The following is a 15,868-nucleotide window of genomic DNA, read 5'->3' as shown; positions in this document are numbered from 1 at the left end:
TTCATTAAAATCATATATAAATGTTTTTTGTTTATTTTAGCGACAGGTATGATATGAAATTACCAACTTAAAATAGCATGAGAACGAAAAGGATCAGAAAAGTATATAGCGCTCTTTTTCTTTCTATCTTCTTTTTGAAGATGGCTATTTCAATCGCACCTATATATGCTTCTTTATACGATAGCAAACATGTAATGGCAGTTATCTTGCAATTAGAGATTGAAAACCACTCCGGTAAATCTAATTGTGGCGACACCAATATTGAAAATTTCAGCAAAGAATTCGCAACGGTAATTAATTGGGACATTTTCATGACTCCTTTGCGTTATTTAGCTATTAAGCAATATGTTACAGATGATGACATCAGCGTAAAGTCATTCTACCCTTCTGTCCCGACGCCGCCTCCAAATTGTTAAACAAGTAATTCCCAAATTAATTTTTCCTAAAGCTATAGCACCCACATACCTTATTGGTTATGCGAGCTAGTAAAGGACTGATATACTCCCACAATCAGCTCTTTATAATCGTATAACCAATAATAAAGATTCGGTGCTGTATTGTAGGGATAACATATACTTGCTTAAAACAACAAATAATTATCATTTATCTAACACATTAAAATTTTATGCTAGGCACACGTTTTTCAGCATTTTTTAAAGTTGCCAAAAGAGACTTAAAGTACGACTTACCCGCAAGTGTGGTCGTCTTCCTAGTTGCCTTACCCCTTTGTTTGGGGATAGCAATGGCGTCGGGAGCACCTTTATTTGCAGGTCTATTGACAGGAATTGTCGGAGGACTCGTAGTAGCCTCTATTAGTGGTTCGCAATTAAGTGTAAGTGGCCCTGCCGCCGGCTTAACGGTTATTGTTTTCGGTGCTATTCAGTCGTTGGGTTCGTATCATGTTTTTTTATTAGCTGTAGTCTTGGCGGGCATGATACAACTAGTTCTTGGTATGATTAAAGCAGGAACCATCGGCAACTATTTCCCTTCAGCAGTTATCGAAGGTATGTTAGCTGCCATTGGTATAACCATTATCCTTAAACAGTTACCCCATGCACTGGGATATGACGCTGATTTTTTTGGAGATGAAAGCTTCAAGCAATTAGACGGAGACAACACGTTATTAGCTATTAAAGCCGCTTTCGGAGCGATCCATTTAGGTGCTACTATTATAACGGCTTTATCCCTCCTAGTATTAATCTACTGGCCAAAACTTAAAAAGCTGAGTATAGTGCCGGCGCCTCTTATGGTCGTTGTTTTCGCCGTATTGCTTAATATCGCCTTTAAGGGCAGCAAGCTCGAAATTGACCCAAAACATTTAGTAGAGATACCGGTTGTTAACTCTTTTAATGAATTTTTAGGCTTATTTCAGTTCCCTGATTTCACTGCGATCGTAAACTATGATGTTTGGATAGTTGCATTTACAATTGCTATTGTTGCGAGTTTGGAAACACTTCTCTGCATTGAAGCGGTTGATAAACTAGATCCCTATAAGCGTGTATCTCCTACTAATCGGGAGTTGGTTGCGCAAGGAATTGGAAATATGACAACCGGTATGTTAGGTGGCCTTCCAATGACTTCCGTAATTGTGAGGTCTTCCGCAAATGTTAATGCCGGCGGAAAGACCAGGCAAAGCGCTATGTTTCATGGCTTCTGGTTGCTATTGGCACTATTAATTATTCCTACCATTATTAATATGATACCGCTCGCCTGCTTAGCGGCCATACTATTGGTTACCGGATACAAATTAGCCAAAATTCCCCTATTTACCCGCATGTACCGAAGAGGGCTCGATCAATTTATTCCGTTCGTTGTTACGATATTAGCAATTGTTTTTACTGATTTATTAAAAGGGGTCGGTATTGGCATGGTAGTGGCTATATTCTATATCTTACGTAACAATATGCGCAATCCTTTTGGATATGACCTGGAGGAAAGCAATGGAAATAAAAAAATAAAAGTATACTTATCTGAAGAAGTGTCCTTTCTAAATAAGGCAGCTATTCAACAATCATTATATAATTTGCCGAAAGATGTAACGCATATTATCGTGGACGGAACCGGTAGCCGTTTCATAGACAAAGATGTTGTTCAAGTAATCAAAGACTTTGAACAAAATGCGCTCAGTTCGGGAAAACGCGTCGAATTGATCGATGTGTATGATAAACGAGAAGCGCCGAATATCCATCATTTATTTAAGAAAATACAACCAAGAACAAGAAAAAAAAAGATTAAACCAATAAAACAAATTTAATATGTCGAACAAAGCTTTTAAGAATCCCATTTTAGAAGAAACATTTAATAGAATTAAGGCAGGAAATGACGCATGGGTTAATGAAGTAGCAAGCGATACAACGGGCTTATTTAAAGAATTAGCCAAGGGACAACGTCCTGAGATTCTTTGGATTGGCTGCGCAGATAGTCGTGTACCGGCAAATCAAATCACGCATACAAGACCGGGAGACGTTTTTGTACATAGAAATATTGCAAATATGTGTATTCATTCGGATATGAATATGTTGAGTGTATTGGACTATGCAGTAAATGTATTAAAGGTTAAGCATGTTATCGTTGCAGGGCACTATGGTTGCGGCGGCGTGGCTGCTGCTCTTAGTCAAAAGCAGTTTGGCTTAATTGACAACTGGCTTTGCCATATTAAAGACGTTTATCGCTTACATAAAGGCGAAATCGATGCTATTACCGACTCTACTGCTAAGGTGAATCGCTTGGTTGAACTGAATGTTGCAGAACAGGTATTTAATCTCTGCACTTCAACCATCATCCAAAACGCCTGGAAAGAAAGGGACGATTTAGCTGTTCACGGTATGGTTATTGAACTGGAAACAGGCAGGTTGATTGACCTTGACTTAACTTTTACAGAAAGCACCCAATTGGATGATGTCTTCGCTTATAAATAATAGGCTATGGCTATTATAGTTAAAAAGCCGATAGAGATTATCTCTACCGGCTTTTTTAACGGATAAAGGTTAGTTAATTAAAGTATATAGAACATTTTTCGATCTGCATTTTTCGCTTCATCTCGCTGATCTTCCATTCGATCATCAAGCCACATTTGCATTAAATCCCGCTCGATTTTTGCGGAAATGGTAGACATAGGCGTATCCGTCGGCTTATTCTCAAATGGATCTTGCAAATGTACAGCCATCTTTTCTATTAAAAGGAACAGCGTACCGATGGCGATAACCAAAGGAATAGATATATATCCGAACAAACCGAAAAGGCTGAATGGCAGCACCGTAATGAATAGATAAATTGCCAAACGTATATATAGTGTATACGTTTCAGGAAATACCGTACTTTTTATGCGTTCGCATTTCCCCATCGAATCGGTCAGCTTCATTAAGGTTCTCTCTAATTCAATCTGTTGAAACTGGTTTAAAAGCCCCTCATTTGTCGCCCTATTAATGTCCATGCCTTGCAACTTAAGTAAAGCATTAGGTACATTGTCATAAGCCTTGACAAACTCAAAATCAGATTCGGATAATAACCTTTTGATATCTTTATACGGATCTTGTTTCCGCAACGACTTCGTTAACGCATAATTCCATGCGATTTGACGTTTAATCAGTCTTTCTTTCAATTCGCCAGTGCTTCCTGAATCGTAAAGATTTCCAATAAATGTGATAACCTGCCTTGCGAAACTTCTTGAATCATTTACGATAGCTCCCCAAACAATGCGGGCCTCCCACCAACGATCATAAGCTTGATTTGAACGAAAAGCCAGTAATAAGGAAATAACCGTTCCAAGAATCGCAGGCACACCTCCTATTGGAATGTCAAAATTAAATATGTTCAGTTGGTGTGAAACCGTCACAACAATGGCATATATGGCAACCAGCGCGCTGTCGTATTTTACTTTACCAAGCACGTATCCTATGGGTATATTGTTTTTCAGTAGCATAAGTAAATTCTTTAAGTTTTTTGATTTATAGGAGCGCTCTTTCTAATTCCCGAGCATAAATTGCTTTCTCCTCCTCGGTTAATTTACTGCCCATCTGCTTTCTTGATGGAACCCATTTGTTCCATTTACACCTTTCAATTAGATCAATGGGATCGGAACTCTCCTTGGTAATCATCTGTAATTCAATAGAAGGATCGTAAACAATTTCATCGATACGGTTTGCATCCAAAAAGTTTCTAAAAAGTGCAATCGTATTCCCGTAAAAGTATTCAAATCTTACATCTTTAATCCTTTCGAACTCATCCTGTATACATCTACAATAATTTTCGAATGATCTTGGGATCAATTCTATTTCTTTAGTCCTTTTCGACAAAAGCAACAAATCAGTTATAGAATCAGAAAGTTTCACTACGCTAAAGAATAAAACAGATACCTCTTTTTCATTGCAAGACAAAAGATAATCGGTCAGAATATCCAATGATTGGCCTGAAAAATCAGTCGGAATAAGAATTTTCTTCATAAAATGTCTCCTTTTAGCTTAAAAATCAATAAAAAAGAACATTGTTAAAGCTCCCACAAACAATTGCTCATTTTACCTAACTTTACAAAGAAATAAGAAACTCATTAAAGAAGATTAAGGATAAAATTAAAATAGGATTAGAGTTTTAGGTAAAATCAAGCTATGACCTTATTTATGATTGGCAACGCTTGGCAATAAAACAGTGATATCTGTTCCGGAATTTACTTGGGTTCTAATATCGATTGTGCCTCTGTGTAAGCGAATTATTTTTAAGGCTAAAGGTAACCCTACACCATGTCCTTCATAAAAATGAGTGTTGGATGCCCTGAAAAATGGTTCGAAGATGTATTTCTTTTCTTGTTCGGGGATACCTATCCCTTCGTCTAAAACATTAATGAGAATATGTTTATTAGAAGTTTTTAAATGAATTCGTACTGGCTTGTTGTCGGAGTATTTGCAGGCATTTGTCACAATATTAGATAAAGCCAGCTGTAACAAATGTTCATATCCCATCACCGTAAGTTCATCTTCCTCCTCCGGCAAGTCTTCAAAGGTTAACCTCAATTCACAATCGGGATTCACCTGATCGGTGATCTTTTTAATATTCATTAAAAGCTGATCCATGCGCACCCGTTCTTTTGGCTGCTTACTTTTATCTGCAGACGTTTTGGCAAGGTAAAGTAAGCCACTGATAATCTCCTGTAATTTATCCGCTTCGCTAATAATGACCGACAAGGATTGTTTATGTGATTCTGGTAATTCACCGCTACCCATAGCCAATTCTGCTTCCCCGGATATAATGCTGATGGGAGTTCGTAGCTCGTGAGAAGCATTACTGATGAAATTACTCTGTGTATCAAATGCAGTTTCCAATCGATCCAGCATATCATTAAATGTTGTGGTAATTTCAGCCAGCTCATCCGTTCCTTTACGTCCAGGCAAGCGTAGATGTAGGTTATCAGCCGTTATTTCCTGCACTTTTTTAATAATTTGCGAAAAAGGTTTGAAAATTTGTTGAGAAAAAACCTTGCCGATGAAATAAACAACCAGAATAGATATAAAAAAACCGATGATCAATATTTTTTGAAGCATGGCCAGTTCACGGAAACCGGAAGGGTCTTTGGCGTAAACCACTACAATGAAATCGCCTTTCTCCGACTTAAAAAATCGACCGGCAAAAAAATCGTTCCGGTTATTATATCGACTACGGCCTTTTTTTAGTATTTCCGTAAAAAAGCTCTTCGGCAGTTGCGGCGCTCCCTTTTTTGGAATTACCTTTCCATGTTCAACACGAAAGAAGAAATCGCTTTCTGCCGGTAATCTTTCGAGATAACGATTTCGTATCCGTCGGTAATAGTAGATGGTCAGTTCGTCTTCCTGCATATATACCTCAGCACCGATATTCACCCTTGCCTCCAAGCGCTTATAGAAATCTTCAAAAGCATACTGCTGCGTAAAAAAGAAGATAGCTCCCATTAAAATGGAAATTAATCCGAGCGCAACACAGAAGAAAAGAAGGACAAACTTACTTTGGATTTTCATCTAAGTCAACATATTCTTTATCATCAGAGAAGCTTATACCGCACTTGTTTCGACAGTCTCAATATTTAAGCTTCTTTGATCGAGTAACCGACTCCTATCATCGTATGAATCAATTTTACGTCAAAACCTTTGTCTACCTTCTTCCTAAGATAGTTTACGTAAACGTCTACCACGTTGGTTCCCATATTAAAATTGATGTCCCAGACATGTTCTAAAATCTCGATTCTCGTTAGTACTTTATTTTTGTTTTTCATCATAAATTCCAGCAAACGGTATTCGGTTGCCGTCAAGGCAATTTCTTTACCACCTCGAGTAGCGATCCGCGCATCCATATCTAATACTAAGTCCATAATTCGAATAGTAGACGAAGCTGGATTCTGCTGACCGTTAGTGCCATTTGCCCTTCTCACCAATGTGCGAATGCGAGCTTTCAGTTCCTCGAATTTAAAAGGTTTAACCATGTAATCGTCCGCTCCTGAATCCAATCCGGTTACAACATTGTTTGTTGCACTTAATGCGGTTAGCATTAGAATAGGAACGGGGTTATTTTCTTTACGCAACAGTTGGCAAACTTCAATTCCACTAATTCCAGGCAACATGACATCCAAAACAATAAGGTCAAATGCGTTGTGGTATATCATGTCCAAGCCCAATTCTCCATCGGAAGCAATCCGAACGTCATAACCATCTGCGCTGAGTCCCCTTTGAATTAACGATGCTAATTTCGACTGATCCTCGATAACTAAGATTTTATTGGCCATACTTATTAAATAAAAAAGCGTTAATTGCTAAAATACACATTTTATGGCTTATATCATGCCCTTAAACAAAAAAAGCGAGGGGTTTGGCCCTCGCTTTTTGTTCTAAAGAAAACTAAAATCATTAAACTTTAATTTCAACTTCTACACCACTAGGGAGTTCAAGTTTCATCAGAGCGTCAACTGTTTTTGAGTTAGAGCTGTAAATATCTAACAATCTTTTATAAGAGCATAACTGAAATTGTTCACGCGCTTTTTTATTCACGTGTGGTGAACGTAAAACGGTGTAAATTTTCTTTTCAGTAGGAAGTGGAATTGGACCGCTTACTACGGCTCCTGTAGGTTTTACAGTTTTTACAATCTTTTCGGCTGATTTGTCAACCAAATTGTAATCGTACGATTTTAATTTAATTCTGATTCTTTGGCTCATTATATGTTATATTAATGATGTTCCGTTAGAGCTATTTATAACGGAACATCAGATTTAAAAATTAGGCTTTAACTTTACCTTTTGCTTTTGCAATCACCTCGTCCTGAACGTTTTTAGGTGCTTCTGCATAGTGATCAAACTCCATGGTAGAAGTAGCGCGACCGGATGTAATTGTTCTCAATTGAGTCACATAACCGAACATTTCAGAAAGTGGCACAAGTGCTTTAATTACTTGAGATCCGTTACGTGTATCCATACCTTGAAGCTGTCCGCGGCGACGGTTTAAGTCACCCATTACATCTCCCATGTTTTCTTCCGGTGTAAGCACCTCAATTTTCATGATCGGCTCCATTAACACGGGGCGACATTTCGGTAGTGCTTCACGGAAGGCAGTACGGGCGGCAATCTCGAAAGACAGTGCATCGGAGTCGACCGCGTGGAAAGATCCATCTACCAATCGAACTTTCATATCCGTTACCGGGAAGCCCGCTAACACACCATTTACCATGGCTGCTTCAAAACCTTTCTGTACTGAAGGAATAAATTCACGTGGAATTGCTCCACCTACGATTTCATTCACAAATTGTAAGCCGCCTTTCTCGTAATCTTTATCGATTGGAGAAATAATTACTTGTATATCCGCAAACTTACCACGACCACCGGTTTGCTTTTTGTATACTTCGCGGTGCGCAGCTTCTGCCGTAATCGCTTCTTTATAAGCCACTTGCGGAGCGCCTTGATTTACTTCTACTTTAAATTCGCGCTTCAAACGATCAATTAAGATATCTAAGTGTAGCTCACCCATACCTTTGATAACCGTTTGGCCTGTTTCTTCATCACTTTGTACCACGAAGGTAGGATCTTCTTCAGCTAATTTACCCAAAGCAACACCCAGCTTGTCAACATCGGCTTGCGTCTTAGGCTCAATCGCCAAACCAATTACCGGTTCGGGGAAAGTCATGGATTCTAAAACAATTGGATGTTTTTCATCGCAAAGGGTATCCCCGGTTTTGATATCTTTGAAACCAACAACTGCACCGATATCACCTGCTCCGATATTTGGAATAGGATTTTGCTTATTCGCGTGCATTTGGAAGATACGAGATATACGCTCCTTATTGCCTGAGCGTGTATTATAAACATAGGAACCTGCTTCCAATATGCCCGAATAAACACGAATGAAGCATAAGCGGCCCACAAATGGATCCGTTGCAATTTTGAAACCTAGTGCAGCAAATGGTTCGTCAACAGAAGGTTTACGAATAATTTCTGCATCAGTCCGAGGATCTGTTCCTTTTACCGCTTCTTGATCTAGCGGGGACGGTAACAACTCCATTACTAAATCCAACATGGTTTGAACCCCTTTATTTTTAAAGGACGATCCACAAACCATTGGCACAATAGCATTGTCAATTACCGCTTTACGAAGTGCTGTTAAGATTTCACGTTCTGAGATCGAGTTAGGATCTTCAAAGAATTTCTCCATCAACGATTCATCGTAACCCGCTACCGATTCCAATAGCTTCTCTCTCCACTCGGCAACTTCGTCAACCATATCCTCAGGGATAGGCACTTCAGTAAAGGTCATACCCTTATCTTCTTCATTCCAAACGATCCCACGGTTATTGATCAAATCAACAACTCCTTTGAAGTTATCCTCAGCACCGATTGGTAATTGCAAAGGAATTGCATCAGCACCTAACATATCTTTTACTTGCTTAACTACCTTTAAAAAGTCAGCACCTGAACGGTCCATCTTATTAACGAAGCCGATACGTGAAACTTTATAGTTATCTGCCAAGCGCCAGTTAGTTTCGGATTGAGGTTCTACACCGTCAACTGCAGAGAACAAAAATACCAACCCGTCCAGTACACGTAAAGAACGATTTACCTCAACGGTAAAGTCAACGTGTCCCGGTGTATCTATAATATTTACCTGATATTTACTTCCTCGATAGTTCCAGAATACAGTGGTAGCAGCGGAAGTAATGGTAATACCGCGCTCAGCTTCCTGGACCATCCAGTCCATGGTTGAAGCTCCCTCATGCACTTCCCCAATTTTGTGGTTAACTCCGGCGTAGTATAAGATACGCTCGGTAGTAGTGGTTTTACCAGCATCGATGTGTGCGGCAATACCGATATTCCTTGTGAATTTTAAGTCTCTTGACATCTTTTTTATATTCCCTAAAGGTGTATTTAAACTCTTATATAAATGTGAATCTACTATTGGTAAATCCACTTTGCTTTATACTTCGGCAAAAAACGACACAGATTAAATTGACACACACTAGTTTGTTACATGCTATTGTGTTATTCAATTTAATCTGTGTCATTTTAATTGGATTAGAACCTAAAGTGAGAGAAAGCTTTGTTAGCTTCCGCCATCTTATGGGTATCTTCTTTTTTCTTAACAGCAGCACCTTCACCTTTAGAAGCTGAAATTATCTCACCGGCTAATTTCTCGTACATAGTTTTTTCACCACGTTTACGAGCATAGCTGATCAGCCACTTCATTCCCAAGGCAATCTTACGTTCCGGACGAACCTCTGTTGGTACTTGAAAGTTAGCACCGCCTACACGACGTGATTTTACTTCAACTGAAGGCATCACATTGTTTAGTGCTTTTTTCCATGTTTCCAAGCCATTTTCATTGGTTTTTTGTTCAACCAAATCAACAGCATTGTAGAAAATTGAGTATGCAATGGATTTCTTTCCATCGTACATCATGTTATTTACAAAACGTGTAACCTGAATATCGTTAAACTTTGGATCAGGTAAAATGATTCTTTTCTTTGGTTTTGACTTTCTCATCTTAATTTCCTCCGTTTAACTATTTCTTTTTACCTTTTGCAGGAGCTGCAGCAGCTTGTCCTGGTTTTGGACGTTTTGTTCCATACTTAGAGCGACGTTGATTACGACCGGCAACACCGGAAGTATCTAAGGCACCGCGAATGATGTGATAACGCACACCTGGTAAGTCTTTTACACGACCTCCGCGGATCAATACAATCGAGTGCTCTTGTAAATTGTGTCCTTCACCAGGGATATAGGCGTTCACCTCTTTTCCATTGGTTAAACGTACACGAGCAACTTTACGCATGGCTGAGTTTGGTTTTTTAGGGGTAGTGGTGTATACACGTGTACACACACCTCTTCGCTGTGGACAGCTGTCCAACGCTGGTGATTTACTCTTATCAACCAGAGCTACTCTACCTTTTCTAACTAATTGTTGAATAGTAGGCATTTACTGTTTTTTAATTTGCTTTTTGTCCTATTTCTATTAAAGTCCGCAAAAATATGAAAAAGAATTTGATAATCAAAGCATAATCGATTGTAAAAGAAAGATTGACCGGGACACTAAAGTGTCTGCCCCACCTTACTCTTCTTTTTCCTTTCCTTTGGCTCTTTCTTTAGCTGGTGTTTCTTTTCCAAAAATTCGATAATGTGGGTAGCAATGTCCTTTCCGGTAACCTTTTCTATACCTTCTAAACCCGGTGAAGAGTTCACTTCCAAAACAAGCGGACCTCTATCAGATTGCAACATATCTACTCCACAAACGGTTAGGCCAAGCTCAGCGGAAGCTCGTAAAGCGGTTTCTTTTTCGGCTTTTGTTAACTTGATGACGGTAGCAGATCCACCTCGGTGAAGATTCGATCGGAATTCGCCTTCTTTAGCAGTGCGCTTCATTGCGCCTACCACTTTACCATCTACTACCAACACCCTGATGTCTGCGCCTCTCGACTCTTTAATATATTCCTGTATCAAAATGTTGTTTCCAAGTCCATAGAATGCTTCGATCACCGAGCTGGCAGCCTTTCTGGTTTCGGCAAGAACAACGCCAATACCCTGTGTTCCTTCTAATAGTTTGATCACAAGAGGCGCCCCTCCTACCATCTTTATTAAATCATCGACATCATTTGTTTGTCGTGCAAATCCCGTTATCGGCATACCAATACCGGCACCGGATAAAATCTGCATACATCGTAATTTATCTCTGGATCGCGTAATAGCCTGACTTGGATTAGCGGACGCTACTCCCATAATTTCAAATTGCCTCACTATAGCCGAGCCGTAAAAGGTCACCGAAGCACCTATTCTGGGGATGATTGCATCGATATTGGACACATCCTGCCCTTTGTAATGTATACTGGGCTCCCCCTGTTTTATGCCTACATAACACTGCCTATGATCTAGCACAACACATTCATGCCCTCTTTTTAGGGCCGCCTCTACCAAACGCTTGGTAGAATACAAATTTTTATTGGTTGACAGTACTGCAATCTTCACAATATGTATAAATAAATTGAACGCAACGATAAACATGTGTTTCAACAGCAGCTGATCATGTTTTGTTTCGAGAGGTCAGTTGTGATTCTTTCGTTATTAGGTTTCTATTTGGTTTTGCTTTCTTTTTTTGATAAATTTGACTTGGAGACGTCGACCAGAAATTTCTTCCGGATAAAACTTCTTCCAAGTAACATCGGAAATTCCATACCCGACCGATCACGAAGCGAAATTTCAATCTCGTGATTTTCATTAAATATAGAGATTGCTGTTTTTACTATGAATCTATTTTCTTCACTCCCAAACGAGTTTTTAACCTTTCGCTCTTTATGGTATGGAAGCATATAAACTGCTCCATTTCCCCCAAAATTGTCGTCCAAGGGGATGAAACGAACAAAATTTTTTCGCTTTACTTTAACCAGTTCGATGAACTTACAATGTAATACGGATGTTTTGGCTCCCGTATCTATTTTGGCTGGAACATTATAAAGTTTAAAATCTATAAAATCGACAGTCTCCTTCCAGCCGATAATCTTCATAATATTAACTAATTTCTCAACTATAATGTATGCGTAAGATAATTAATAGTAAACAAATTCCCCAACTTCGGAATGGACGGTTACCTTCTTTTGTTCACTATCTTCAACTCTTCCTACTATTTTAGCCTCAATGCCAAATTTTTCTGCGATGCGAATGATATCGACTGCCCTCGCCTCCGGAACGTATAACTCCATTCTATGTCCCATATTAAAGACTTTATACATCTCCTGCCAATCAGTCTTTGACTCCGTTTGTATCAGTCTGAACAAGGGAGGGATCGGAAAAAGGTTATCTTTAATAATATGGAAACGATCAATAAAATGCAGAACCTTTGTTTGTGCTCCACCACTGCAATGAACCATCCCGTGTATATCTTGGCGATAATGATCGAGCACTTCCTTCATAACGGGCGCATAAGTACGGGTTGGCGAAAGGACCAATTTTCCGATTGTAATCTCCTCGCCGTCAATAGTAATCGTATCGGTAAGCGCTTTGCTTCCCGAAAAAACAAGCTCATGAGGAATTGCGGGGTCGTAACTCTCTTTATATTTTTCAGCGACTGACTTATTGAACACATCGTGACGGGCGGATGTCAAGCCGTTTGATCCCATTCCGCCATTGTATTCAGACTCATACACAGCTTTTCCGTAAGAGGAAAGCCCTACAATAACATCTCCTGCCTCTATCTTATGATTTGAAATCACGTCAGCTCTCTTCATGCGGCAGGTAACTGTACTGTCGACGATAATTGTTCTAACCAAATCGCCGACATCCGCCGTTTCTCCCCCGGTCGAATAGATACCTATCCCCAGATCTCTCAGTTCTTGAAGGATTTCTTCCGTTCCATTAATGATTTCTGCGATTACTTCTCCGGGGATTAGACTCTTATTTCTTCCTATGGTGGACGAAATTAATATGTTATCTAAAGCCCCAACACAAAGCAGATCATCGATGTTCATGACGATTGCATCTTGTGCAATACCTCTCCATACCGATAAATCACCGGTTTCTTTCCAGTAAACATAGGCCAATGAGGACTTGGTGCCTGCACCATCGGCATGCATAATGTTACACCAATCATCCGCCCCGCCTAAAATATCCGGTATTATCTTACAAAACGCTTTTGGAAATAAGCCCTTGTCAATGTTTTTAATGGCATTATGCACATCTTCTTTACCGGCCGAAACACCGCGTTGGTTGTACTTTAAATCTGACATACGGCTGCAAAAGTAACTAATCCTAATGATATTTTAGACACCTTAATATAAATATAATACGATGGGGTAAAAATAAAAAATCCCCAAGGGAAACCCTTGAGGATGTATTTTTTGGCCGCCTCTTTTATCTTACAAACAGAAGTTCTCTCAATTTTGGAAGAGGCCATTTGCGATCGTCAACAATCTGCTCAAGTTTATTGAGATGATAACGAATCTTATCAAAATACGGCTTCACATTTTCGTCATAAGCAATAGCTTTGTCACGAACGTCTTCCAAAACATTGGCTTTCTTACGCTCTTGTCTCATAGCTTCAGCTTCTTCAAGTATTATATTGATATGCTCACCGATACGCTCCAATAATTCAGATTGCGATTTATAAGCAGAAGCTTTTACACCGAGGTCTTTTAAGCCTTTAACGTTTTCTATCAGCTCATTCTGGTAGGTTATAGCCGCAGGAACAAGTGAACTGTTAACGATTTCGCCTATTACACGGGCTTCAATTTGAATCTTTTTGAAGTAGTTTTCCAATAAGATCTCATGGCGAGCTTCACCTTCACGCTTAGTCATGATCCCTAAAGATTCGAACATCTTTTCGGTTTTTTCGCTCACGTAAACATCTAAAGCTCTTGGTGTTGTTTTGATATTAGACAACCCGCGTTTCGCTGCCTCGTCTTCCCACTCTTTGCTATATCCATTACCTTCGAAGCGGATAGCCTTTGATTCTTTAATATACTTACGAACAACGTTTAAGATCGCTAGATCTTTCTTCGTTCCCTTCTTTATTTGTTTGTCTACTTCAACCTTGAACTTAATCAACTGCTCTGCAACGATCGCATTTAATACCGTCATCGGACTGGCTGAGTTTGCAGAAGAACCTACAGCACGGAACTCAAACTTATTTCCTGTAAATGCAAAAGGAGAAGTCCGATTACGGTCTGTATTATCTAATTGTAAGGTTGGGATTTTAGGAATTCCATGCCACAATTGACTATCCGCTTTCACTTTCTTCGCAACACGTGCCGTTTCAACTTCGTCCAACACAGCATTTAATTGGCTGCCCAAGAAAATAGAAATAATAGCAGGAGGAGCTTCGTTCGCACCTAAACGGTGATCGTTGCTGGCTGTTGCGATAGAAGCTCTTAACAAATCGGAATGCTCATATACCGCACGAATAACATTCACGAAGAATGTCAAAAACATCAGGTTGTTTTTAGGGGTTTTCCCCGGAGACAACAAATTGATGCCGGTATTGGTAATCAACGACCAGTTGTTGTGTTTGCCCGATCCGTTAATATCAGCATACGGTTTTTCGTGTAAAAGAACTTTGAAGTTATGACGCAAAGCCACTTGATCCATCAAGTTCATTAACAATTGGTTGTGATCAATTGCTAAATTGATTTCCTCAAACATCGGAGCGCATTCGAACTGTGAAGGGGCTACCTCGTTGTGGCGTGTCTTCAATGGAATACCCAGTTTCAACGCTTCTTGCTCCAGGTCAACCATAAAAGCTAGTACCCGCTCAGGAATAGCACCGAAGTAATGATCTTCCAATTGTTGACCTTTAGCAGACATATGACCAAATAAAGTCCTTCCCGTTAATTGCAAATCAGGGCGACCGTTAAATAAGGCTAAATCAACCAAGAAATATTCTTGTTCGATACCTAAAGAAGCAAAAACTTTTTCAACGCCTTTATCAAAATATTGTGCAACATCAACAGCCGCCTTATCTAACGCGTTTAGGGTTTTTAACAAAGGAGCTTTATAGTCTAATGCTTCACCTGTATATGACAAGAAGACTGTTGGAATACAAAGTGTCTTGCTGCCTCCTGTTTCATAAATAAATGCAGGTGAAGAGGGGTCCCAGCCGGTATAACCTCTTGCTTCGAAGGTATTACGAATACCACCATTCGGAAAGCTGGACGCATCCGGCTCCTGTTGCACTAACGCATCGGCTGTAAATTTCTCAATGGCTACGCCATCGCCGCCGGGCTCAAAGAAAGCATCATGCTTTTCTGCAGTTGCGCCCGTTAAAGGCTGGAACCAGTGAGTGTAATGGCTTACCCCATTGCTGATCGCCCAACTTTTCATAGCCTGAGAGATATGCTCCGCTAAATCAAAATCGATCGCCTCGCCGGCTTCGATTACACTTGTTAATTTCGCGAATACATTTTTCGGCAAATACTCTTTCATCTTCTTCACGGTAAAAACATTTTTACCAAAGTATGAGGAAGCTTTTTCTCCAGCGGCTATCACTGCTGGTCTTTTGTCACGAGAAATTGCAGCTTCAACTGCGCTAAACCTGAGATTTGACATGCTTTTGTGTTGATTTTATTATTTTTTTGTCTTTGTTTAGAGATTATGCCGTAAAAATCATCATATTTTTTCGAAATTTCCTAATATTTCTTCAAAAAAAATATCAACAAAGTAAATATTATCTGAATATGTTGTTAAAATACACAAAAGGGAATCATAAAATGGTGCTCGCCTAGGCAGGGAATTGAGGCCTAATTTTTAAAGAATTTTGAAGGATAAATTAGAATTTTGAAATATTTTTCAATAGAAAGAAAAATCCACTCACATAGACACAAAGAAAATGGCGCGATTTTAGGATATTCAAAATAGAGTTAACAGACACTATTTCGTTATCAATTGCA

15 protein-coding genes are annotated in these 15,868 nt (G+C 39.4%); 3 read left to right on the top strand and 12 right to left on the bottom strand.

Annotated elements, in window-relative coordinates; translation table 11 throughout:
* Positions 1–77: 77 nt before the first annotated feature.
* From M1D52_RS11765 to M1D52_RS11755, 3 genes are all read left to right on the top strand, one after another.
* Positions 78–416, top strand: coding sequence for a hypothetical protein (locus M1D52_RS11765; protein WP_013667222.1), 339 nt, complete (start codon positions 78–80; stop codon positions 414–416).
* A gap of 209 nt (positions 417–625) precedes the next feature.
* On the top strand, positions 626–2,254 hold the full coding sequence (locus M1D52_RS11760; RefSeq protein ID WP_437361041.1) for a SulP family inorganic anion transporter: 1,629 nt from the start codon (positions 626–628) through the stop codon (positions 2,252–2,254).
* A 1-nt stretch (position 2,255) separates the two neighbouring features.
* Positions 2,256–2,918 carry a carbonic anhydrase gene (locus tag M1D52_RS11755; protein ID WP_013667224.1) on the top strand — a complete coding sequence of 221 codons (663 nt, stop codon included), beginning with the start codon at positions 2,256–2,258 and terminating at the stop codon, positions 2,916–2,918.
* A gap of 77 nt (positions 2,919–2,995) precedes the next feature.
* On the opposite strand, the gene M1D52_RS11750 is transcribed toward M1D52_RS11755, so the two are convergent.
* The 12 genes from M1D52_RS11750 to M1D52_RS11695 all read right to left on the bottom strand — a co-directional run bounded on the left by M1D52_RS11750 (position 2,996) and on the right by M1D52_RS11695 (position 15,527).
* Complete coding sequence (locus M1D52_RS11750) at positions 2,996–3,922, bottom strand: bestrophin family protein (protein ID WP_013667225.1); 927 nt, start codon at positions 3,920–3,922, stop codon at positions 2,996–2,998.
* Positions 3,923–3,947: 25 nt separating this feature from the next.
* Positions 3,948–4,442: a hypothetical protein gene (locus tag M1D52_RS11745; protein WP_013667226.1), complete on the bottom strand. Its 495-nt coding sequence runs from the start codon at positions 4,440–4,442 to the stop codon at positions 3,948–3,950.
* 168 nt (positions 4,443–4,610) lie between these two features.
* Positions 4,611–5,984 carry an ATP-binding protein gene (locus M1D52_RS11740; RefSeq protein ID WP_377608716.1) on the bottom strand — a complete coding sequence of 458 codons (1,374 nt, stop codon included), beginning with the start codon at positions 5,982–5,984 and terminating at the stop codon, positions 4,611–4,613.
* 65 nt (positions 5,985–6,049) lie between these two features.
* Entirely contained in the window at positions 6,050–6,745 is a 696-nt protein-coding gene (locus M1D52_RS11735; protein ID WP_013667228.1) for a response regulator transcription factor, read from the bottom strand.
* A 121-nt stretch (positions 6,746–6,866) separates the two neighbouring features.
* Positions 6,867–7,172, bottom strand: a complete 306-nt coding sequence (rpsJ, locus tag M1D52_RS11730) for a 30S ribosomal protein S10 (RefSeq protein WP_013667229.1) — start codon at positions 7,170–7,172, stop codon at positions 6,867–6,869.
* A gap of 61 nt (positions 7,173–7,233) precedes the next feature.
* Positions 7,234–9,342: an elongation factor G gene (gene fusA / locus M1D52_RS11725; protein WP_013667230.1), complete on the bottom strand. Its 2,109-nt coding sequence runs from the start codon at positions 9,340–9,342 to the stop codon at positions 7,234–7,236.
* A 173-nt stretch (positions 9,343–9,515) separates the two neighbouring features.
* Positions 9,516–9,983, bottom strand: coding sequence for a 30S ribosomal protein S7 (rpsG, locus tag M1D52_RS11720; protein ID WP_013667231.1), 468 nt, complete (start codon positions 9,981–9,983; stop codon positions 9,516–9,518).
* 19 nt (positions 9,984–10,002) lie between these two features.
* The gene (gene rpsL, locus M1D52_RS11715) at positions 10,003–10,416 is read right to left on the bottom strand and encodes a 30S ribosomal protein S12 (protein ID WP_002993550.1); all 414 of its coding nucleotides are present in this window, start codon (positions 10,414–10,416) and stop codon (positions 10,003–10,005) included.
* Positions 10,417–10,529: 113 nt separating this feature from the next.
* Positions 10,530–11,495: a 30S ribosomal protein S6--L-glutamate ligase gene (gene rimK / locus M1D52_RS11710; protein ID WP_013667232.1), complete on the bottom strand. Its 966-nt coding sequence runs from the start codon at positions 11,493–11,495 to the stop codon at positions 10,530–10,532.
* Positions 11,496–11,563: 68 nt separating this feature from the next.
* Complete coding sequence (locus M1D52_RS11705; protein WP_013667233.1) at positions 11,564–11,995, bottom strand: ATP-dependent zinc protease family protein; 432 nt, start codon at positions 11,993–11,995, stop codon at positions 11,564–11,566.
* 42 nt (positions 11,996–12,037) lie between these two features.
* Entirely contained in the window at positions 12,038–13,213 is a 1,176-nt protein-coding gene (locus M1D52_RS11700; RefSeq protein WP_013667234.1) for an AIR synthase related protein, read from the bottom strand.
* A 124-nt stretch (positions 13,214–13,337) separates the two neighbouring features.
* Positions 13,338–15,527 carry a glutamine synthetase III family protein gene (locus tag M1D52_RS11695; protein WP_130855778.1) on the bottom strand — a complete coding sequence of 730 codons (2,190 nt, stop codon included), beginning with the start codon at positions 15,525–15,527 and terminating at the stop codon, positions 13,338–13,340.
* Positions 15,528–15,868 lie beyond the last annotated feature (341 nt).

The sequence above is a fragment of the Olivibacter sp. SA151 genome (assembly GCF_054130995.1).
Note: the sequence above shows the minus strand (reverse complement) of the source record. Positions and strands in the feature narration are given on the sequence as shown.